Source organism: Butyrivibrio sp. WCE2006 (assembly GCF_000701985.1).
Taxonomy (GTDB): Bacteria; Bacillota; Clostridia; order Lachnospirales; family Lachnospiraceae; genus Butyrivibrio.
Genome location: NZ_JNKH01000015.1, coordinates 34,144 through 57,443 on the forward strand (window position 1 = coordinate 34,144; position 23,300 = coordinate 57,443).

The following is a 23,300-nucleotide window of genomic DNA, read 5'->3' on the forward strand; positions in this document are numbered from 1 at the left end:
ATTTCATCCTAGTTTTTTTTAGAAAAAGGTTATATCAAATTTATGCTTTTTTTATAATTTTCTTTCTCTTCCGCTTATATTCGTTCTATTTCTATAACTTCTTGAAAGAGAACAATGAAAATCGTTCGGAATGCCAAGAAATTAAGAAACCCCTTTTACCGGAAGTTGTCCAGTAAAAGGGGTACATATCAAATACAATATGAGTAAAACAATGTTTTAATCATCTACTTCATATTCAATTATTGTTCCTGTAGCAACATCAATGTCATAATCAAACTTGCTTACACCTACGTAAAATTCTACCTCATAGATTTCTTTTCCATCATCAAGATCTTTTTCTATTATTACTTCCTCTGCCTCTTCCTTCGTATATCCGCAGTGTTTAAGAGCAATCTGAAGTGCCACATCATCAGATTCTATGGGTAATGTTATCTCCGGCTCATTCTCATCTTCTTTAACTGCAGCATCAGAGGAATCAGATTCTTTTGCTGTAGCATCAGGAGTATCCGTTTCTTTGGCTGTAGTTATTTCCGTCTTGCCTTCGGCTGTCTTCTGTTCTGTTCCAGCTGCAAGTACAGGAGCTGACATTATAAGTATCATTGCTGCAGACATTATAATCAGTGAAATATTTCTCTTCTTCATAATCGCCGATCCTTTCTTTTACGGTGAAAGGTTATATTATGTTTCGAATTAATGATAACACCGGAAAAGTAGCAATTCTATCGTGCATAAACATGAAATAAAGACGATATGATTGTTGATTTTTTAGTTTTCTCTTTTCAGAAATTTAATAACTTCCTGAATGCCTCTTTACACTCAGGAAGTTAATTATTCTTCAACCGATATTTAAACTTAATCACTAAAATCTCTGTCAAGATTTATATTGTATTCATACTGAGGATGCATTGCCTTCAGCTCTGAGATTACCTCTTCTCTTAGCTTTTGTCTGTCCTTCTCATTAAAAGAGACTACCATATCAAATACAACCCTGCCATTAACTTCATCCAGATAGAATCCATGAATCTGCTTAACATTTTCATGCTTTCCTATTATATTTCTTGCAATCTCATTCCTGAGTCTTCCTGCCTGTGAGCCTTCTGAATTTTGTGAATAAATACTTATTCCTTCGATTGTGACTCCATGCTTTACATACACCTCAGTGGCAATTTCACGTTGCAGCTGATCAAGTCTGTAAATAGTAATATTCTCAGGAACCTCAATATGAACTGAACCAATATATCTGTCAGGACCGTAATTGTGAAGAAGCAAATCGTATGCACCCTGAACTTCAGGAAATGAAGCGATAGTCTTTTTTATTTCACTTGAAAGCTCAAGATCAACTCTCTCACCCAGTATAAGTGACAGATTATCCCTTAGCATTTCAAGACCTGCCTTAATAATTACTATTGAAATAATCGCGCCAAGGAATGCTTCAAGACTTACTCCGCTCACAATGAAAATTATGGCTGCAGTCAGTGTTGATGCGGATATAACTGAATCCAGTTTAGCATCTTCACCTGAAGCAATGAGAGATTCTGAATTAACCTTTACTCCCACATTCTTGACGTAGGTTCCAAGTAAAATCTTTACTGCAATTGCAACAGCTACGATAATAAGTGACGCCATCTGGTATGATGGAGTAATCGGATTTACAATCTTTTTTATTGATTCAACAAGAGATGTAATACCTGCATACAGAACAATTACTGATATTATGGCCGCACTTAGATACTCTATTCTTCCGTAGCCCAGCGGATGTTTTTTATCCGGCTCTTTTCCTGCGAGTCTGGTACCTATTATGGTAATAACCGATGACAGCGCATCACTTAAATTGTTCACGGCATCAAGTACTATCGCTATAGACCCTGATATAATCCCTACAAAAGCCTTAAATCCCGCAAGCAGAATATTCGCAATAATTCCAATCACACTGGTTCTTATTATCGTTTTATTTCTTTCCATGATGTAAACTCCTTATGCATTTGATAATAGATTAAGTATATCATCATTGTACTTTTCTGTCTTTAATTAGCAACCGGTTATAAATGACAGACAATAATCTATAATGTATAATCAAATTGTACTAAACATTTACTCATAGGAACTAACAGTAATATTTCTTTCTATCATCATAGGGGATTATTATGAAAAATAAGAAATCGTTAAGAGACAGAATTAATGATTTAAAGCTTAACCACGCTGTAAACAAGGGCTCTGGAGGTTCGGTTTTCAAGCGTATGTTTTTCATGATTCGCCGTTATATAGGAATTTTGCTGGGCGTCCTGTTAGCATATTTCTTACTGCTCTTACTACTTGTGGAAATAGAGAAAAAGGATCCTGCTTCTACAATCCATAGTATTGGAGAAGCATTCTGGTATTCAATAGTTACGCTGACCACTATAGGTTATGGTGATTATTATCCCGTCACCCATGCCGGCCGAGTGATAGCATCGGTATTTGTTATCCTTGGTATCGGCCTTTTAGGCTTCTTTGTGGGCTTTATGATGGAGTTTGTATCACGAATAAAGCCTATTATCCTTCTATCACTAAATACTGCAAAGCCCTGGTATATATTCACCGATCAGTCTCCCTACTCAATGATATTTACTGAAAACATTAAAATGGTTCGTCCTGATGCGGTTATCATTTATTCCGGCACCAAGGATGAAGGGAAAGCTCCTAAAGCCATTTCGGTTCAGTGGTCACCTTCAGAGCTGCTGGAGCGCCGTGGTTCTCTTTACGATGCGCATCTGATGTGCCTTAAGGAAAATGAAATGGAAAACTTTCTGGATGCCACAAAACTTTCTGATACAGGTGCACCAATAGTATGTCTTGCCAATTTCACCCCATCCTATCACCCTATGAATATCAGTTTCTTTTCACTTACTGACTGCACTGCCCGTCTGTTCTGGCAGCAGTATCCCATAAAAAAGAAAGATGAGACCATTCTTTTAATAGGTTTTGGTGCCGCCGGAAGTGTTCTGCTTGACCGTGCTCTTGAATTTAATGTTCTTTATAAAGAGCAGTGCATCAAATATCATGTTTTTGGAAACTCTGATGAATACTGCAGAAACAGAAAACGATTATCGGAAATAGTAAGCATAAATGAAATATCAGACACATCAGACAGTATAATTTTTCATGATGCCCCCTGGAATACCGATGATATGCTGCTTTCTAAAGCCGACCGAATTATTCTCTGTGATGATTCCGAACAGGAAAATATTGAGATACTCCAGACACTTCAGAAATTCTTTTCATTTAATGGGGAACTCTATATTTATAACAGTAACGTGCGAAGCGTCGCTACTCCTTTTGGTCAGACGAGAGATGTTCTTACTCCTGCTTTTGTACTCCATAACAGCCTGACTGATATGGCTCTTTGTCGCCATGAAATGATGAGATTTTTCTCAGATGGAAACATACCCATGTGGGAAAATCTGAACAGTCTAATCAAGGATATGAACTATACCACGACTGACCACATTAGCCTGAAAGTACGAATGCTACTTGGGGACGAAGCTCCAAATCTACCCTTTGATGATATTCCTTCAAAAACATTACGCAAGGCGTCAAAGGTAAGGAGCGAACTTTCAGATGAGCAAAGGAAGCAGCTTAATAAGCTTGAACACAAGCGCATAACACGCTTTTATTATCTTCACAATTATCAGTATGCAGAGACAACAAATGATGATATGAGAACCAATGATCTTCTTAGACCATATGATGAACTAAATGACGTTGAAAAGCAGATGGTGGAAGTAAGCTGGAATCTCATTGATGAGCTGGCATCTCACAAAGAAGCAAAAGGCCGTTAAAATTATGCTTTGTTTCTTTATACCATTTACAAGACTATAATAATTATTATGAAAACTAATGAAATCATTAACAAAATTGAAAATATAGACTTTGAATCTAGAATCCCGCGCAAAAGCTCTGCTGTAATAATTCCACTCTTAGAAATATCCGACGAGCTCAATATTCTTTTTGAACAGCGCTCCGGGAAGCTTTCTTTCCAACCGGGTGAAGTATGCTTTCCCGGTGGCAGAATTGAAAAGGGTGAATCCCCCAAAAACGCTGCCATTAGAGAAATCTGCGAAGAGCTGTTACTTCCCATAGATACATTTAAAGAGGCTTCTTTTATTTCAGGTGTACCAAAAGCTGACAGTAAGAAACCTGTTAATAATCCAGAAGATCAGGGCTCCAGAATTCTTACAGAACTTTCACCGATAATTGGTCCAACAGGTGCTCTTATTTATCCTTTTGTAGCCTTACTTCAGAATTACAACATGACTTTTTCTTCTGATGAAGTGCAAAAGGTATTTACATATCCGATCTCATTTTTCAAAGATCATCCGCCTGTTAAATATGAAATGCAAAGAAAAACCATTCCTCCCAAAAACTTCCCCTACGGGCTCGTCACAGGAGGAATGGATTATTACGATTGGCATATACAGCATTATGATATGTGGATATATGAGGATACTAATCCCGTTATCTGGGGATTTACAGGACGGCTTCTCCATACTTTTCTTGAGCTTTTATGATACTGCTTAACTATCAAAAACAGCTAAAGAACTATCTTTAATCGAAAATACCGATCCCCAAAAGCTAATTCAAGCAGAATAAAAAGGGTACTCATTCTGTTGCAAGAATGTCATATTCCACAACTCCATTCTTACTGGAAAACAGCTGCTCCTCAGTATTTTCATCATTTAAGATATTTATATAAACATCCATCCCATATTTCTTATAAAGCCCTGCCATAGTACCGCACAGCTGTCTCATTTCTTCAATAATGTAGTCCCAGGTGGCTTTATATGTAGTATCATTAGCTGCAATTTTAATTATTGCATTGACTCCGGTGTACCAAAGATCAATTACCACCTTATCATCTTCTACTGTAAACTTATAATTTCCGTTAGCATCGCCATCCGCATTTTCCTTAATTAAGCTCTCTGTGAAATCTATGAGTTCATCACGGCTCATGGCTTCAAGTTCAGGCTTTACTTCAGGATAAGTTTCCTCTACCACTGCGCCTGCCTCAGGTTCAGTAGCACTAACCTTCATACTCCCATCCGTTGAGGCAGTGGCAGCATTAACCTGGCAGATCGGTGCAAAAACTAAAGACATTATCATAACAAGAGACACAATGGAAGTTATAAATCTATTTGTCCTTACCATAGAAAATTCCTCCAATCCTTGGGCCTAAGGAGTACTGCTTGCGCTGGATTCCATAGGTCAGCCCAATATGTTCATATTTGTTTTGGCACTATCTAATGAATACACATTAGTACATTCATTATAATTTGAATTTCTCAGGTAAAGCCATAAACTCTCTATTAAATGCTTACTCCAATGATTTTATAAATCACTAATCCGAGAGTTTTTTGAAATAAATTTACAATTTTTACTTTAAAACTATTATTCCTCCACCAAGCACAACATCGCCATCATAAAGTACTGCCGACTGCCCGGGAGTTATAGCTCTTTGCGGTTCATCAAATAATATCTTTGCAGTGCCGCCTTCACTTTCAGGAAGTGTCACAGTTGCAGGCTGCTCTTTGTGTTTGTATCTAATTTTAGCGCTGCATCTTATGTCGCCCTTTGGCATTTCACCGGTTATCCAGTGGAAATCCTTAACAGTAACTTCTCGCTTGAATAGATCCTCATTATCAGACAGAACTACTTTGTTATTATCTACATCAAGTTCAGTAACATAAAGTCTTCTGTCTGCAGGAACTCCAAGGCCACGCCTCTGACCTATTGTGTAATTAATTATACCGTCATGATGTCCGAGAACTTTACCGTTTTTATCTACTATATCCCCACCCGGATACTCTTTATTTCTGTATCTCTTTATCATTCCTGCATAGTCGCCATCAGGCACAAAGCATATATCCTGTGAATCGCTCTTATGCGAAGTTACAAATTCATTGTCCTCCGCTATTTTTCTTGCCTCAGTCTTTTTAAACTCGCCTAAGGGGAACATGGTATGTGAAAGCTGCTCTTCTGTAAGGTCGTACAATACATAACTTTGATCCTTGCTAAGATCAGTAGCCTTTTTCAGATAAAAGTGTCCGTCCTTTTCCTCAATTCTTGCGTAATGACCTGTCACGATGTAGTCACAGGAAAGCTCCTTGGCTTTCTTGTAAAGAATATCAAACTTAAGATATTTATTGCATCTGATGCAGGGATTTGGTGTCTCACCCTTTTCATAACTGCAGACAAAAGGCTCAATTACATTGTCTATGAATTCTCTTTCATAGTGGAAAATATGATAAGGTATACCTATTTTCTCCGTAACGGCTCTGGCATCATCGGTATCTTTTTTACTGCAGCAGGTTCCAAAAAGATCCTCGCCTATCATGTCATTTTCATATAACCGCATGGTACAGCCTATACAGGAGAAGCCTCTCTTTGCCATAAGCTCTGCCGCAACACTGCTATCTACTCCGCCACTCATGGCAATAAGTGCTGTTTTTTCCATAAAATCCTCATTTCTAACTAAACCGCTCTATTTAAAATCACATAAAGCTAAAAAAGCAATATTCTTTTCTGCAATCAGATGAATTTCTGAACAGCCTTTTGAAATTCTTCAACCGCAGTAGTATCTCCATCTTCTATTGCATGAATAATACAATGAGTCATATGTTCATTGATTATTTCTTTTCCCAGGCTTTTAAGCGCTGAATTAACTGCAGAAAGCTGCATAAGAACATCCGCGCAATCTTCATCATTTTCAATCATCGTCTTAACATGGCCAAGATGTCCTATTGCTTTGCTTAATCTGTTTATCTGCTTCTTCTTTTCAGCAGGTGAATGATAATGGGAGTGATTATGCAATCCTCCCTCATGGTGTTCATGAACATGACCACTTTCATGTTCAATTATATCTTCCTGATTTTCCAAATCAGAATGTTCATGTTTATCTTTATTCATAAAATCCTCACATGCGATCAATTGGCACTTTTATTATTTATAGCACATAATAATCGCATTTGTTATATCAAATCTTCTGAAATCTGAGAGGAAGTTCCAATCCATGAGCTTCCAAAAGTTCTTTATCCTTTAGTATAACATCTGTGCTGTCATCAGCAATAATTCTTCCGTCATGTAAAAGAATAACTCTCTCACAGGTATCCATAATAAAATCCAGATCGTGTGAAGCTATGATCTTAAGGCACTTAAGTTCATTTAAAATACCGATAAGATTCCTTCTGTTTCTTGGATCAAGGGCAATTGAAGGCTCATCCATCAGTATTATATCAGGCTCCATGGATAAAATCGTAGCTATTGCAGACAGCTTCTTCTCACCACCCGAAAGCTTATAGTTCTGTTTTTTCCTGAGATTCTCTATATGAACCTTACTGAGTGCCTCTGATACCCTAAGCTCTACTTCTTCCTCTGAGAATCCATAGTTTCTGGGGCCAAAGGCTACATCGTCCTCAACAGTTGACATAAAAAGCTGACTGTCTGAGTCCTGAAAAACATATCCTATGTGTTCCCTTATATGATTAAGATTTTTCCGGTTTAATTCATGCCCAGCGACTTTGAGTTTGCCATCATAATCCAGGTACAAGCCCACAAGAAGCTTAAGGAAAGTAGATTTTCCTATTCCATTCGCACCTATAAGACCTATGTTCTCCCCGTCTTTAGCATGAAAATCTATATCTATAAGTACCGGATGTCCCTTCTCATAAGAAAAATTCAGTTTTTCAATTGAAAGTAGTTCTCCGCTAATACCGGTGTGCATATCATATCCTCTTTTTTATCAGCAATATCAAAACAATTTCACGAATCTGATAATCATAAATGCAATAATCCAAAAAGCAGTATACATTATATCAAATGGCTTTGTCTTTTGTTTTCCTGTATCAAAATCCCCCTTAAAGCCTCTTAGAAGCATGCTCTCATACACTACTCCTGCCCTGTCCATGCTTCTTATAAGCCACATTCCCACAAGAGTTCCCCATGCACTGTAATGAATGCCCTTCTGTTTGGGTGCCCTGAGCTTATAAGCAGTTACTATTCTGTCTGCCTCCTCGCCCATTATATAAAAATATCTCTCGATCAGCAGTATGACTATTACAATTATTTTAGGCACATGAATGGCCCTCAGGGCATAACATATCTTTTCAATGGATGTTGTTGCTATCAGAATATAAGCTGCAAGAACAGCGTAAAAGCCTTTGAGCATAAGGGTGATCATGGAAATCACTCCCCCTGTAATGCCTATCTGGCCTATCCTAAGTACGATATCCCTGTCAAAGAACGGATTAAATATGCCAACTATCAATACCAGTGGCAGAATAAGTCTCATTCTATATAACCCGGTCCTGATTGATAGCTCTCCTAATACAAACCCGAAAATAGGATATAAAGACATCAGAATAAGTGGTGCCACCGCATATTTGTCAAATGACACCACCGTAAATATGTATAAAACGCTAATAAGCAGCTTCCCCAAAGGATGAAGTTCATTCATCCAATGTGAACGCTGCCATAATTCCTGAAACTTTTGAAACTCGTGTAACCTTTGTTCTATTGAATCCATTTAACCTCTTTACAGCTATCTGTAACGCTGCATTGTGAAGGTCTTTAAGTCAGGCGACCTTCTCACCTGAAGATTTCTTCCTGAAAAATCTGAAGGCATAGCATGCACCAACAAGCACAGCTACTACAACCAATGCACCTACGATTCCGGAGAAGCTTGTACCTACAGCAGCTTCACTGTTTTTAAATGCATAATCAGGTAAAAGTGATGTTGCAGTCTGGATCCTGTCAGCCACTTCATAAGCGCTGCCTGAAGCCTCTAACTCTGTAGTTCCTGCAACCTTCTCCATTGACCATTCCAAACCATCCGGGAATGCAGAAGCAAAAAGTGAAACGATACCACCACAGATTGCAGCTACTACACCAAGTGTAACAATAGTATTTCTAAGTGAAAGCTTTGCTTCCTTCTTCTCCTCTGAAACTCCAAAGAGAAGTTCAGGTCTTGCTTCGTTTACAAAAATAAGAACTGCAGCTGTTATAAGACCTTCTACCGCACCGATAGCAAGGTGTATGGGCTGCATAGTTGATACAAATACTGCAAAAGGAAGCTCTGTTATTCCTGAAATCAATGTCTCAAGTGTTACAGAAAATGCTCCAAGCTGCAGAGTGAGCACACATCCTAAAATCGAAGCCACAATAATCTTTACTCTTGATGCACCTTTTCTCATAATAGGCTTCCATATAAGAAGCGCTCCTATAAAGCACCCGTAGAACGCCATATTCCATATATTACACCCTAGCGCCAACAGCCCTCCGTCAGCAAACAACAGGCATTGAATCAAAAGAACTCCTATCATAGTAAGGAATCCCGCATAGGGTCCAAGAAGAGCTGAAAGCATCATTCCACCACAAAGATGGCCTGATGAGCCTGTCCCGGGAATTGTAAAGTTTAGCATCTGTGTAGCAAAAACAAAAGCTCCCATAACTCCCATCACAGGAATCTTCTTAGGATCGTTTTCCTCTCTTACCTGCTTAATTGAATAAGCTGCTGCTCCTGTTGATAAAACATACATTGTACCCGCAACAGCAGGTGATACTAAGGCATCCGCCATGTGCATAATAATCATCCTCCAGCAAATCATTGTACCAAATTATATTTAATATAGAAACCAATATCAATACCAAGGTTCCTAAATGTTAGTATATGTTGGCATTATTTATGTCACAAGCCCCCCAGGGGGTTATATGTGATACATTTATTCAGTTTTCTTTAATGAGAATTGGAAACTAAATGAATTTAGATATGCAATAAGGACATCTGATTATATAAATCATATTCTGAGCTATAATTATCATTATTATGATAGTTTATGATTTTATAATATTTAATTCAAACTTTCGTTAGAAATCTTATGTTTCTTTTATGCTTCGTACATACTTTAGACAAACATTCTTTGTATTATAATCCTATCAGAAGTGAGAACTTCTGACTCCCCCAACAAAACTTTTTTCATACCAGAGCTGTCAGATTCCCCATCTGACAGCTCCTCCTCCCTAAAGAGATATTTTTGGTAAGTCAGCCTCAGAGCTGGCTTTTTTGTACATAGCACTAGTTAGAGTCATACAAGTCCACTTAGCGAGGTTCTTTACGAGCTTTATCTTTTCTTTCTATTTCTGCCACGCTGCGAATTAGCCCCGCCTTTATGAGATGTATTCTTCTCACCTTTTGCATGGGATTTTTCGCCTTTTGCGTGTACTTTATCACCCTTTACATGTATATTGCCGCTCCTGGTATGTGCTTTCCTGTCATTTTTATTATTTGCATTCTTTCCGAAAGCTTTATCAGTGGGCTTTCTCGGCGGTATCAAAAACTGAGGGCCAAATCCGATAAGGTCCTCTCTGTTTTCTCTTAAAAGTGCTTCCTTAACCAGTTCATAGTTCTCAGGTCTTCTGAACTGAATAAGTGCTCTCTGCATTGCCTTCTCATGTGGATCCCTTGCAACATATACCGGTTCCATGGTTATTGGATCTATTCCTGTGTAGTACATGCAGGTTGATACCGTTCCGGGTGTAGGATAAAAATCCTGCACCTGCTCAGGGCTTAATCTATGTTTGCATAGATATTCGGCAAGGGCTATTGCATCCTTAAGTGTACTTCCCGGATGGGATGACATCAGATATGGCACTGCGTATTGCTGTTTTCCTATCTGCTCATTTATGCGATCAAACTTCTCGATAAAGCGGTCATATACCTTAACTTTAGGCTTACCCATTTTATCCAGTACATTGTCCGAAATATGCTCGGGAGCGACACGAAGCTGTCCGCTTATGTGATGCATGCAAAGCTCTCTTAAAAATGAATCATCCTTATCCGCCAGAAGATAATCAAACCTTATGCCTGATCTGACAAATACTTTCTTAACTCCCGGGAGATTTCTGAGCTTTTTAAGAAGGCTTAGATAATCACTGTGGTCCACATCCATATTTCTGCACACCTCAGGATGAAGGCACTTCTTATCCGGACAGGCACCAAACTTCATCTGTTTTTTGCAGGCAGGCTTTCTAAACTGGGCAGTAGGACCTCCAACATCATGAATATATCCTTTAAAATCCTTCTCCTCAGTAAAAATCCTGGCTTCACGAATTATTGATTCATGACTTCTTCCCTGCACAATTCTTCCCTGATGGAAAGTCAGTGCGCAAAAGTTACATTCACCAAAGCATCCTCTATTGGAAGTGAGCGAATATTTAATCTCATCAAATGCAGGAATACCTCCGGCTGCATCATACGAAGGATGCCATGCTCTTAAGTATTCTCTCTCATATACGTCATCGAATTCCTGCTGTGTAAGAGGTCTTGATGGCGGATTCTGAACTACAAACAGGCTTCCATCATAGGTTTCATACAGACGTTTTCCGTTGAAAGGATCGGTATTTCTATACTGGATTCTGAAGCTCTCGGCATATTTTCTCTTATCACTTTTAATTTCTTCAAAGGACGGGAGTTTGATTGCTTCATAGATACTCTCTTCATCCCTGGTCTTATAAACAGTACCGTTTATATAGGTAATATCAGATACTGCCATTCCGGATGCGAGAGCATCAGCTATTTCCACAATACTTATCTCTCCCATACCATAGGAGATAATATCTGCTCCTGAATCAAGGAGAATTGAGCGCCTGACTTTATTGGACCAGTAATCATAATGCCCAAGTCTTCTCAGACTCGCTTCGATTCCTCCGATTATTATAGGTTCATGCTTATATACCTTACGGATCAGATTGCAATAAACTATTGTCGCATAATCCGGGCGTCTGCCCATCTCCCCTCCGGGGCTGTAAGCATCTGTTTTTCTGCGCTTACCGGCAACAGTATAGTGATTCACCATCGAGTCCATATTCCCGGCAGATACGAGGAATCCCAGTCTTGGCGTTCCAAGGACTGTTATACTGTTCTCATCTCTAAAATCAGGCTGACAAATAAGGCCCACGCTGTATCCGTGAGCCTCAAGTGTTCTGGTTATTATCGCGGCACCAAAGCTTGAATGATCAACATATGCATCTCCGCACACGTAGACAAAATCAAGCTGATCTATCCCGCGTTCAATTAAATCGTCCCTACTGAATGGAGGAAACTTATTCATTCCTTACCCTCATCCATTTCTGCAAGAAGCTTGTTTGCATATACAAGCCTTACACAAACTGTAAATATTTCCATAGCTGTTCTGAGATCGCCAAGTGAAGGATATGTAGGTGCAATTCTGATGTTACTATCCTTAGGATCTTTCTTGTAAGGATATGTAGCACCTGCGCCAGTCATTGTAACTCCTGCCTTCTTAGCTCTGTCAACGATGGCTTTGGCACATCCCTCGGGAGCATCAAAGCTGATGAAATATCCTCCCTTCGGTCTTGTCCACTCACCAATGTTATAAGGAGCAAGATCTCTGTCAAGAATTTCTAAAACAGCTTCAAACTTAGGTCTGATAATATCAGCATGCTTTCTCATATGAGCCTTCATACCATCTATATCGCCAAAGAATCTCACATGGCGAAGCTGATTAACCTTGTCATGTCCGATAGTCTGATTAGTAAGCTGTGCCTTAATCTCTTCAAGGTTATTGAGAGATGTGGCAATAGCTGCTATACCACTTCCGGGGAATGTAATCTTGGATGTGGATGAGAATTTGTAAACCATATCAGGACTTCCTGCCTTCTTACACTCCTCAAGAATCTCAATGAGGTAATCCTGATCATCATCATATAAGTGATGAATTCCATATGCATTATCCCAGAAAATGCGGAAATCTCTTGCTGCCGGGCGAAGTCTTGCAAATCTTCTAACGGTCTCATCAGAATATGAGTAACCCTGAGGATTTGAATACTTGGGAACGCACCAAATACCCTTGATTGCCTCATCCTCTGATACCAGCTTCTCAACAACATCCATATCAGGTCCATCAGGAGTCATCTGAACAGGTATCATCTCTATTCCAAAATATTCAGTGATTGCAAAATGTCTGTCATATCCCGGAACAGGGCAAAGGAACTTAACCTTATCAAGCTTGCACCAGGGTGTATTACCCATAATTCCATGTGTATAGGCTCTTGATACGGTATCATACATAACATTCAGTGATGAATTACCATAAATAATGATATTCTCAGGCTTATTCTCCATCATTGCACCGATAAGAACCTTAGCCTCATGGATTCCGTCAAGCACACCATAATTACGGCAGTCTGTTCCATCCTCACAGGAAAGATCCGCTTCAGAATTAAGTGTATCCATCATTCCCATTGAAATATCAAGCTGCTCATGGCACGGCTTACCTCTTGCCATATTAAGTGTCAGATCCATGTCCTGAAATCTTTTGTATTCAGCCTTTAAATTAGCGAGCTCTTTTTCAAGCTCCTGCTTATTCATCTCCTTGTAATCCTTAATCATAATAGACTCCTCACTTCGCTTTAAACTGCAAAAATTATACAACATATTAATTAGAAATAAAAGTTCTCTATTTAAAGCATTTTGGAAAATTCAATATCAAAAAAGAAAGCTGACGTATCACGCCAGCTTAAAATTTTGTTGATATTTATAATATTTCCATAACGGATTCATAGAAAATGCAAATGCATTATTTTATTGGATCGATCAGGTCTCTATACCATCTAAGTGCATCCGTATATGCTTTATACACTTCGTTCATGTCGATGTTTTCCATAATCATGAGTCTTGAAACCTCCTGCCAGGAAGCATTCTCATATTCAAACATGAACTGTAATATGGGCCACAGATCACCCTTATGACCAATAAGTGCATCCTCGATTTTCTTAGACACATGAACCAGCTTAAGTGACTGTTCCATAGTCTGATCAAGCATTATGTCGAGAAGCGAAAACAGACCTGCAAGGAACAACTCTGCAGCAAATCCTTTAAGATCAAAACAAGCAGACAGATTCTCAGCAAATTTTGCTCTTACCATGGAAATTCGCATGATCTCACTGGGCTTATCAGCACAGAGTTCCTTGGTTACAGCTGTGTTGATCCATCTCTTCAATTCCTTCTGTCCAAGCATGGCAGCTGCATGTCTTACGGAAGTAATCTCTGAATTGATTGTAAGGTGATTAACCATCTCCAGCAATGAAATAACAAGCGCCGGGTCTTTTCCTATTACATCAGCAGCATCCTGAAGATCAAAGTCAGGATTGTTAACAACATTAAGAAGTTCAATATAAGTAACCTTCAGCGGTGTAACGGTTTTCTCTGAATCCTCAACAGGAACTCTGAAGAAATTACCTTCATAAAGGTCGTATGCACCATCAGAGGAAAGTCTTTCATAATCGTCCTTGCTGTCAACGCCAACAGCACAGAGCTTTAATTCAGGATAAGCTCTCTGGAAATAAATTCTCGCACTTCTGATATTGATCTTCCTGTGATCAAGAAGAATATAATCACACATCTCAAGGATAGGCTTGTAGGTTTCAAACTGATTCCCTGCAAGCTTCCTGATGGCTATCTTATAACCCTGTCCCTTTAAATCCCAAAGTCTTGTAAGATAAGGCTCCTCAGGTAAAACAGTACTATCGAGAAGAAGTACGATCATTTTTTGCGGAGCTTTACATTGTTCCTCTATATTAGCGAATAGTGAGATGTTATTGATTTCTACAAATACTTCCTTACCACCTGAAAGCACTGTCGGTCCGACACTATCAACAATATCAAGCCCTACAATATTGACCACATTGTCAAGGAAACCTGTTCCCATAAGATGCGGATTCATAAGATGATTATCTCTCTGTGCAAAAACAGAGTAAGCGCAAACTCTCATCTCATCATCAAAAAGTGGGATCAATGAAGCTAACATCTCATTACTCCTTTCGGACTACTTCGTATTTCGTGAATTTTTGTCTGTTAATTTATTATATCATCAGAAAAAAGTATAAACAATTAAAGAAAATAAAATAACAATAAAATATAAAAGACGAGAAAGAAAAAAACAGCCATAAAGGCTGTAAAAAAACAATAATCCGCCCATAAGGCGGATAAAAATCTAATAATCCCGAGAATGCCGGTTCCGGCTATTTGACTCCTAGCAAACGCCAGGTGGGTTACCGCAGCTTTGTCATTAGTCTTCCTCTCCCATAGCTTGTCTGCACATGTGCAGGGCCGGAGGCGTGACAGCCGAACACGCAATTTAGGTGTCCCGTTTAAAGTAACTGTAGGTTCAAATTACACCGGAGTTGTCGAACATCCCAGGCGAGCTCAATGCTCGATATAAACTGCTCTCTGGCAGTTCTTTAATTATATTATAACCTTGCTACATCCTAAATCAATAGATTTTCAGTGAAAAATTATTAATTATATATGAAGAAAGCGCATGTAATCTGCATTACATGCGCCAAATTCTGAAACAATTCATCATTATGTGAAAATGAAGCTCTTTTATAAAGGCTTTGTTGCCTCTTTAAGCCATTCCTTGATCTCAGGTTCTTCAATGAGGGGTTCAATTGTCTCATAAACCATCTTGTGATAATCATCAATTGCTGCTATTTCTCTCGGCTGTAAATACTTTTTATCAATCGCATCACGGTCAAGGGGAACATAAGTGAGGTGTCTGAACTCAAGGAATTGTCCATCACTGTTCTTCTCACCGCTTACAACCTCAAGGATGTTTTCAATTCTTATGCCGTGCTCGCCCTCTTTATAAACACCGGGCTCATCAGACACGATCATACCTACCTTCAGAGCAGCTTCATCCTCAGATGATCTTGACTTCCATCTGATGCTATGAGGTCCCTCATGTACATTTAAGATATAACCGATACCGTGACCTGTTCCGCACTTGTAATCGATACCGATATTCCAGAGTGGCTGTCTTGCAAGAATATCCAGGTTCCTTCCGTTACATCCCTCAAGAAAATGTGCATTTGCAAGCTGTAACATTCCAACAGCAGTAAGAGTATAGTGCTTCTTCTCATCCTCAGTAAGAGGTCCAAGCACTATAGTTCTTGTGACATCCGTTGTACCTCCCATATAGGTTCCGCCGGAATCCACAAGTAAAAAGCTCTTGGGCTCAAGTTTAGCATTTGAGCTTTCAGTTGCTTCATAATGCATCATTGCCGCATTGTCCTTGTAAGCACTGATCGTGGGGAATGAAAGCTCAATAAATCCTGGCAGCTGAGCTCTCATCTCATCAAGATGCATGGCAGCTGTGTATTCATTTAAATCCGCACCATTCTCAACTTCCTTCTTAACCCAATATATAAATCTGGTAAGAGCAGCTGAATCTCTGATATAGACCTCTCTTATATTTTTGAGCTCTGTATCATTTTTGCATGCCTTCATCATTTCTGTAGGATCATAGATATTTTTGATAGTCGCAGAATTATCTTCTGAATTATCCTTGATTGTTCTGTATACTGAATAGCTTACATTTCTCTCATCATAGAGAGTAACGCCGTCATATTCATATTCATCAAGCCAGTTGATAATTCTGTTGTAAGCAATAAGTTCGATTCCGTTTGCCTCACAGTAAGAACGAACTTCATCATTAAGCTCTTCAAACTGTACAAACATACTTACACTTTTCTTTGTTATGAAAAGGTAACTCAGAATAACAGGATTGCACTCAACATCGTTGCCTCTAAGATTTGTAAGCCAGCATATATCATCAAGTTTGCAGAGAAGGTATGCATTTGCATTTTCCTTTTCCATCTCTTTTCTTACATCTGCCAGCTTTTCGGCAAATGATTTTCCGCAAAGTTCATCCGGAAGAACATAAATAGGATTACAGGGAAGCTGAGGTCTGTCCTCCCAAACCTCTCCTGCAAGATCCTTGTCATACTTGATCTTAACCTGCTTTTTCTTAAGCTTCTTCTCGTAGGAAAGGCCTTCTCTTGCAGGCACTACCTTTCCATCAAATCCAAGAACCTGTCCGCTCTGCATGTTATCTGCAAGATACTCTGCGATAGTCGGAACCCCATCTTCTCCCATCTTAAAGAGAGTAACACCGGTTCCCTTCATTTCTCTTTCAGCCTGTATAAAATATCTTCCATCAGTCCACATTCCTGCGAAATCCTTTGAAACAACCAACGTTCCATTGGATCCTGTAAATCCACAGAAATACTCTCTTGCCTTGAAGAAATCTGCTGAATACTCAGAATTGTGATAGTCTGATGTCGGCATAAGATAATAATCTATGCCATTTGCTGCCATTTTTGCTCTGAGGGCAGAGAGTCTGTCCTGTATTATTTTATTCATTTAAATTTATATCCTCCTGAAGAACCCATAATCCGTCTAAATTTTCAGTTAGGATGTCAATCCCGGGGTTCTTTTTATCTGTCTTCCATCGGCACATACTCATGAGTATCGCTAACTGCCATATATGCCGGTCTTATTATCTTGCTGTTATTAGCAAGCTCTTCCATTCTGTGAGCGCTCCAGCCTACAATACGTGCAATTGCGAACATAGGAGTAAACAGCTCCTCAGGAAGCTCAAGCATTTTATAAACAAATCCGGAATAGAAGTCCACGTTTATGCTAACGCCCTTATACATCTTGCGCTCATTGCTGATGACCTCCGGAGCAAGCCTTTCAACTGTCTCATAAAGTGCCAGCTCTTTTTCCATTCCTTTTTCCTTCGCAAGCTTAATGGTGTATTCCTTAAGAAGGACTGCTCTTGGGTCAGATTTTGAATAGATAGCATGTCCAACACCATAAATAAGACCTGCTTTATCAAAAGCCTCTTTATGAAGAAGCTTTTTAAGGTATTCTTTTACTTCATCCTCATCGGTCCAATCCTTAAGTTCTTTTTCCATCTGGTCAAACATATGAATAACCTTTATGTTGGCACCACCGTGACGAGGTCCTTTAAGAGATCCAATGGCCGCAGCAATTACGGAATAAGTGTCAGTCATCGATGAGCTTACAACGTGAGTTGTAAAGGATGAGTTGTTACCTCCTCCATGCTCCATATGAAGGATCAGGCAAATATCCAAAAGCCTTGCTTCAAGTTCAGTATATTTACTGTCGGGCCTGAGTAGATAAAGGATATGCTCTGCTGTTGACAGCTCAGCCTTCGGCGGATGAATAAAAAGACTGTTCCCCTCATGGTAATGGTTATACGCCTGATATCCATATATTGCAAGAAGAGGGAAAAGACTTATCATCTGAAGACTCTGCCTTAGTACATTAGGCATTGAAACGTCATCTGCATGATCATCATAGGAATAAAGTGTAAGAACACTTCGCGACAAGGTATTCATCATGTCACGGCTCGGAGCCTTCATAATGATATCCCTTACAAAACCGGTAGGAAGAGACCTGTAAAAACCAAGGAGCTGCGTAAAACCACGGAGTTCCTCTTTATTCGGAAGCTTACCAAATAAAAGCAGGTAAGCTGCTTCTTCAAAGCCGAATTTAGAATTACTGGCAGTTCCATGAACTATTTCTCTTACGTTAATTCCGCGATAGAATAACTCTCCATCTGCAGGAACTCTCTCCCCATTAACTTCCTTGGTTGCATTTATTGTGGAGATATTGGTTAGACCGGTCAGTACACCTTTACCATTTAAATCACGAAGCCCTCGCTTTACATCATATTTTGTAAAAAGCTCCGGATCTATTCGGTCTGCACCCTCAACAACCTTAGCGAGATCGACTAATTCCGGTGTGTTATCTGAGTAAATGTTTCTCTCGTTGTCTTTGTTTCCCATAATGCCTCCTATATAATGCTATTTTTTTATCTGTCTAAGTCCGGTCGGATACTGATACCGTAAGCGCCCAAAGGACGTGCGCTAACTGTAAACATCTCCTGTATTTTCCCACTATCTGCCAGCACAGCTGACAGACAGTGTAAATATTTTTGTATTTTATCTCTTTACTTCAAAAACTCCCTTACAGCATCAGCAAGTGCATCCTTTGCTACAACCTTATCATGTCTTACAGCCGCATCACGAATTGATGTAACAGCCTCGGGAATCTCGACTCCGGATACTTCTGAAAGCTTATCCGCAAGCTGGAAATCATCAAGACTCTCATCGTCCTTAGAAAGAGCCTGCATAACACTTCTTGTAAACTTGTAGGGACTTGCCGTAGAAGCGATTACCGTAACAGTCTTATCCCCGGTTTCCTCTCTATATTTATTATACACGCAAGAAGCGACTGCGGTATGAGTATCTATAAGATATCCTGTTTTTTCGAACAAATCACGTATAGTCTTAGCTGTCTCATCTTCTGTAGCATAACCGCCATAAAAGCACTCAAGCGCATTTTTCATAGAGTCTGAAATTGCATACTTTCCATCCTCTGTAAGCTGCTTCATATAAGAAGCATCCTTCGCTGCATCATCACCTGCAATATGATAAATAAGACGCTCAAGGTTTGATGAGATAAGAATATCCATTGAAGGTGAGCTTGTAAGAATAAACTCACGATTTCTGTCGTATTCGCCTGTCTTAAAGAAGTCATACAGAACCTTGTTTGAATTGGATGCACAGATAAATGTCTTTATCGGAAGTCCCATCTTTCCTGCATAATAAGCGGCAAGAATATTACCAAAATTACCAGTGGGAACAACTACATTTATCACATCATTCTCAGCGATTCTTCCTTCCTTAAGAAGTCTTGTGTATGCATAAACATAATAAACAATCTGAGGTACAAGACGTCCGATATTTATGGAATTTGCAGATGAAAACTGGAATCCTTTTTCATCAAGCTCTTTTGCGAATTCAGGATCTGTAAAAATCTTCTTAACTCCGGTCTGAGCATCATCGAAGTTACCCTCGATACCTATAACGCAGGTGTTGTCACCTTCCTGAGTAACCATCTGCTTTTCCTGGATTGGTGATACACCGTTCTTGGGATAGAAAACCATGATTCTTGTTCCGGGAACATTTGCGAATCCTGCAAGTGCAGCCTTTCCTGTGTCACCGCTGGTAGCAGTAAGAATTACGATCTCATTTTTGATGTTGTTCTTCTTTGCTGCAGTTGTCATTAAATATGGAAGGATTGAAAGTGCCATATCCTTGAATGCAATTGTCTTTCCGTGATATAGCTCAAGATAAAATGCACCGTCAGCTTCAGTCATAGGTGCCATCTCTTCTGTATCGAATTTAGAGTCATATGCATGATCTATACAATATCTCAGCTCTTCTTCCGTAAAATCAGAAAGCAAAAGCTTCATAACCTGATAAGCTGTCTCACGATAGTCCATCTCCTTAAACTCTGAAAGGCTCTTGTCAAGCTTCGGAATACTATCAGGAACAAATAGTCCTCCATCTGCTGCAAGTCCCTTCAAAATAGCCTGGGAAGCTGTTACCTTCTGCTTATCACCTCTGGTGCTTGAATACATAACGTTCATGTTGCTAGACTCCTCCGTTTTTTCTTATTTCCGCATTGCTGTTGATATGATAGAATAGTTATAAGACAACTCTTCACTGATGAGTAGTTTGATGTTTTTCTTATGATAAAAAACTATACTTTGAGTACAAAGTATACCACATAATTGCATATAAATACATAAATAATTATAAACACCGCTTTCGGAACTATTGATTTTAAGCTTATGGGGGTAAACTTAAAATGGCAAACAAAGTTGCGGGAGTGTATGAAACAAGTTTGAAGGATGGGACGAAGTCCTATAGGGCTTCAATTACTTTCAAGGGGAAACATATCGCACTGGGTTCCTTCTCTGATGCACAGCATGCCGGGGATGCATATTCGCAGGCGCAGGACATTCTTTCGGACAGTTCCTTTACCCTGTCATCCTATGAGAAGGAAAAATCGCTTTCTTTTGAAAAGTGCGTTGTCCTGATCAATTTCAGAGACAAGGGGCTGTATATTCCTACGCCGATCTATCTTGAAAAAAAGTACTTCTTTTACTATCTCTCACCAAACCACATGCTCATATTCGATATTGATGATCTGTTTTATTATTCATCACACAAGATTATGAAAAGGGGTTCTCATTTATTTGTGGCTGATTATGGTTCACAGATAAGTATCCTCAGCAGATATGGTATAAGAAGTTATGCGGTTGAGGGTCGTGACTACCGCTTTGCCAACGGCAATGCCAATGATCTTCGCTACGAAAATATTGAAGTATTAAACAGATATCACGGTGTCCGCCAATACGCAGAGCGCGGATTCCAGAAATATAAAACTGTCATTCATGTAAACGGTGATTATGTTGTAGGAAAATACAACACTGAGAACGAAGCAGCCATAGCCTACAACAAGGCTGCAGATATTCTAAAAAAGAATGGCATAGATAAAAACTACATGCTGAATTATATTGAGGATCTTACAGCTTCGCAGTACGCAGATCTTTACTCATGTATTAAGATTTCTCCTAAAATAATGAAGCTGACCGGATGATCTGTTTTCAGGGACATAATATGTATTCAATAAGAGCTTATGCCCGCAGTTATCTGTGGGCAATTATTATTTTAACTATAGTATTTTTATGCATACAGGTTTCAGGGTGCGCTGTCGCCTCTACAGGAGAGTCTAATCAGAAAGTAGGCTTTTATTTTGATACCGTTATCACGCTTACCGCCTACAATAAAGACTTTTTGTCCAATGATTCCCCATTTTTCACAAAAAATGCTGACGCTTCTGAAAGATGTCTGTCTTTTTTGGATGAGTGTCTTTTACAATGCGATCACTATGAAAAATTGTTCTCTACTCAAAAAAAGCATAGTGATATCTGGAATATCAACCATTCCTTTGGCAATTCAGTCGAAATAGACTATTCAACATATGATTTATTAAGCAAGGCGCTCTATTATGCAGAACTGTCTAATGGCGCCTTCGATCCCACAATTGGTAAAATTACGGATCTTTGGGATTTTCATGCAGATTCAGGAAGACAGCTCCCTGACCATAACGTAGTTGAAAAGGATCTCCTTCATGTTGATTACAAAAATATAAAGCTTACGAAAGAAGACGGAAAATATTATGCCCGCCTTCTGGACCCTGAGTCAAAGATTGATCTTGGCGGTATTGCCAAGGGTTATATAGCAGACAAGTTAAAAGAATTCTATAAGGAAAAAGGAGTAAGAAACGGCATTATCAATTTAGGCGGAAATGTCCTGCTTGTAGGAGGAAAACCTGCTAACGGAGCGTCATATAATGTAGGCATACAAAGGCCTTTTGGCGAAGCTTCCGAATCCATGCTCACTTTATCTTTAAAGGATAAATCAGTGGTAACTTCCGGAATATATGATCGCTATTTTGAGAAGAACGGAATACTCTACCACCATATTCTAAACACTGCCACAGGGTTCCCTGTAAGGAACAACGTCTACAGTGCAACCATTGTCTCAGACTCGTCTGCTGACGGTGATGCTCTGTCTACAATCTGCCTGTCCCTTGGCGTAGAAAAAGGGATGGATCTCATAGATTCCATCCCTAATACTTACGTTCTGTTTATAACAGACAAATATGAAGTTGTTTATTCAGACGGATTCCCGGGACTTAACCCTTAAAGCATAAGGTTCATATTACTTCTCTGCTCTTCATCTTCCATCTGCTTATTCTGCATCTGCATACGATATGTATCAAGTAGCTGAGTCTTCTTGAGCTCAGTTATCTCCTGAGCAATATCTGTATCTGCTATGCTGCTCTGTGCACTTAAGAGATTCTCTTTTGCTATGGAATTGTAGCTCACATCAGCTTCAAGTCCATTTGTTACTGCGCCTACCTGGCCTCTTGCATCGTTAACGCTCTTTAATGCGCTGTCGATGGAGTCGATGTCATTAACATCGACATTATCAAGTCCAAGTGACTTCATCTGTGAAGAATTAAGTTGTTGGCCAATTCCCTTCATTAACTGAGAATTAGCATTGGAGATGTCGCCGCGCTCGCTATCTGACAAAGTGTCATTTTTAGCATATACAACATTCTCACGCATGCTCTGCAGATAATCGGTTACTCCGTCAAGAACGCCGTCACTGATATTCTGTCTGTTGACGTTGTCCTGTCCGTTTCTGACCAAAACTCCAGCGGTCCTCTGCTCTTTTTCAAGCTTCTGACTTATAGCAAGCTCCGCTGCACCATCTGCAGCTCTCGGAAGCTTATTGCCACTGGCGATCTTCCCATAGGAATAATTATTAAAACTGTTACTTCCTATTCCTCCTATCATAATTGCGCTCCTTTCTTCCTCCGTGAATAAGGATAAATCCATTTTCGCGCCGCAGCCTAATCTCCGGTCCCCACCATTAATAGCTGCTGGCATGCCTTTTGTCTAAAAGACACACTTAGGATCCTTCCTAAATCTCTGCCACTCAGAGCAGTATATTCT

At 39.4% G+C, this 23,300-nt stretch carries 19 protein-coding genes and 1 other RNA gene; 4 read left to right on the forward strand and 16 right to left on the reverse strand.

Translation table 11 applies throughout. The annotated features are described in order from the left end of the window. Positions 1–216: 216 nt before the first annotated feature. Both T501_RS20270 and T501_RS11120 read right to left on the reverse strand, forming a co-directional pair. Positions 217–642 carry a PepSY domain-containing protein gene (locus T501_RS20270; protein ID WP_050008265.1) on the reverse strand — a complete coding sequence of 142 codons (426 nt, stop codon included), beginning with the start codon at positions 640–642 and terminating at the stop codon, positions 217–219. A gap of 210 nt (positions 643–852) precedes the next feature. Continuing rightward, the gene (locus T501_RS11120; RefSeq protein ID WP_044914843.1) at positions 853–1,962 is read right to left on the reverse strand and encodes a cation diffusion facilitator family transporter; all 1,110 of its coding nucleotides are present in this window, start codon (positions 1,960–1,962) and stop codon (positions 853–855) included. Between the two features lie 182 nt (positions 1,963–2,144). On the opposite strand from T501_RS11120, the gene T501_RS11125 reads away from it, so the two are divergent. Next, entirely contained in the window at positions 2,145–3,818 is a 1,674-nt protein-coding gene (locus T501_RS11125; protein ID WP_044914844.1) for a potassium channel family protein, read from the forward strand. Positions 3,819–3,866: 48 nt separating this feature from the next. Further along, positions 3,867–4,547, forward strand: a complete 681-nt coding sequence (locus tag T501_RS11130; RefSeq protein WP_155994842.1) for an NUDIX hydrolase — start codon at positions 3,867–3,869, stop codon at positions 4,545–4,547. 91 nt (positions 4,548–4,638) lie between these two features. On the opposite strand, the gene T501_RS11135 is transcribed toward T501_RS11130, so the two are convergent. The 13 genes from T501_RS11135 to thrC form a co-directional block, all read right to left on the reverse strand. Then, the gene (locus T501_RS11135) at positions 4,639–5,184 is read right to left on the reverse strand and encodes a hypothetical protein (protein WP_044914845.1); all 546 of its coding nucleotides are present in this window, start codon (positions 5,182–5,184) and stop codon (positions 4,639–4,641) included. Positions 5,185–5,410: 226 nt separating this feature from the next. Next, on the reverse strand, positions 5,411–6,490 hold the full coding sequence (gene mnmA / locus T501_RS11140) for a tRNA 2-thiouridine(34) synthase MnmA (RefSeq protein ID WP_026510038.1): 1,080 nt from the start codon (positions 6,488–6,490) through the stop codon (positions 5,411–5,413). Positions 6,491–6,564: 74 nt separating this feature from the next. Then, a complete protein-coding gene (locus T501_RS11145; RefSeq protein ID WP_044914846.1) occupies positions 6,565–6,942 on the reverse strand; it encodes a metal-sensitive transcriptional regulator in 378 nt (125 codons plus the stop codon). A 67-nt stretch (positions 6,943–7,009) separates the two neighbouring features. Next, positions 7,010–7,756 (reverse strand): energy-coupling factor ABC transporter ATP-binding protein, encoded by a 747-nt coding sequence (locus T501_RS11150; RefSeq protein ID WP_050008267.1) that lies wholly within the window; start codon positions 7,754–7,756, stop codon positions 7,010–7,012. 27 nt (positions 7,757–7,783) lie between these two features. After that, on the reverse strand, positions 7,784–8,557 hold the full coding sequence (cbiQ, locus tag T501_RS11155) for a cobalt ECF transporter T component CbiQ (RefSeq protein ID WP_044914848.1): 774 nt from the start codon (positions 8,555–8,557) through the stop codon (positions 7,784–7,786). A gap of 49 nt (positions 8,558–8,606) precedes the next feature. Then, positions 8,607–9,614 carry an energy-coupling factor ABC transporter permease gene (locus tag T501_RS11160; RefSeq protein WP_044914849.1) on the reverse strand — a complete coding sequence of 336 codons (1,008 nt, stop codon included), beginning with the start codon at positions 9,612–9,614 and terminating at the stop codon, positions 8,607–8,609. Positions 9,615–10,151: 537 nt separating this feature from the next. Next, positions 10,152–12,140 (reverse strand): YgiQ family radical SAM protein, encoded by a 1,989-nt coding sequence (locus T501_RS11165; RefSeq protein WP_081843127.1) that lies wholly within the window; start codon positions 12,138–12,140, stop codon positions 10,152–10,154. Continuing rightward, complete coding sequence (locus T501_RS11170) at positions 12,137–13,438, reverse strand: aspartate aminotransferase type Ic (protein WP_026510043.1); 1,302 nt, start codon at positions 13,436–13,438, stop codon at positions 12,137–12,139. The genes T501_RS11165 and T501_RS11170 overlap by 4 nt, the downstream gene beginning before the upstream one ends. A 190-nt stretch (positions 13,439–13,628) precedes the next feature. After that, on the reverse strand, positions 13,629–14,858 hold the full coding sequence (locus T501_RS11175) for an EAL and HDOD domain-containing protein (RefSeq protein WP_026510044.1): 1,230 nt from the start codon (positions 14,856–14,858) through the stop codon (positions 13,629–13,631). Positions 14,859–15,046: 188 nt separating this feature from the next. Next, positions 15,047–15,256: non-coding RNA, 6S RNA (gene ssrS, locus T501_RS20820), on the reverse strand. 180 nt (positions 15,257–15,436) lie between these two features. Continuing rightward, positions 15,437–17,254 (reverse strand): aminopeptidase P family protein, encoded by a 1,818-nt coding sequence (locus T501_RS11180; protein ID WP_044914851.1) that lies wholly within the window; start codon positions 17,252–17,254, stop codon positions 15,437–15,439. Positions 17,255–17,328: 74 nt separating this feature from the next. Then, complete coding sequence (locus tag T501_RS11185) at positions 17,329–18,708, reverse strand: citrate/2-methylcitrate synthase (RefSeq protein ID WP_044914853.1); 1,380 nt, start codon at positions 18,706–18,708, stop codon at positions 17,329–17,331. A gap of 164 nt (positions 18,709–18,872) precedes the next feature. Then, positions 18,873–20,357: a threonine synthase gene (gene thrC, locus T501_RS11190; protein ID WP_026510047.1), complete on the reverse strand. Its 1,485-nt coding sequence runs from the start codon at positions 20,355–20,357 to the stop codon at positions 18,873–18,875. 221 nt (positions 20,358–20,578) lie between these two features. Between thrC and T501_RS11195 the strand changes: the two genes are divergently transcribed. Both T501_RS11195 and T501_RS11200 read left to right on the forward strand, forming a co-directional pair. After that, on the forward strand, positions 20,579–21,373 hold the full coding sequence (locus T501_RS11195) for a hypothetical protein (RefSeq protein WP_044914854.1): 795 nt from the start codon (positions 20,579–20,581) through the stop codon (positions 21,371–21,373). Then, positions 21,370–22,485, forward strand: coding sequence for an FAD:protein FMN transferase (locus T501_RS11200; RefSeq protein WP_050008268.1), 1,116 nt, complete (start codon positions 21,370–21,372; stop codon positions 22,483–22,485). Before T501_RS11195 ends, T501_RS11200 begins: the two co-directional genes overlap by 4 nt. On the opposite strand, the gene T501_RS11205 is transcribed toward T501_RS11200, so the two are convergent. After that, positions 22,482–23,141 (reverse strand): flagellin, encoded by a 660-nt coding sequence (locus T501_RS11205; RefSeq protein ID WP_197027951.1) that lies wholly within the window; start codon positions 23,139–23,141, stop codon positions 22,482–22,484. The genes T501_RS11200 and T501_RS11205 overlap by 4 nt on opposite strands. Positions 23,142–23,300: the final 159 nt, after the last annotated feature.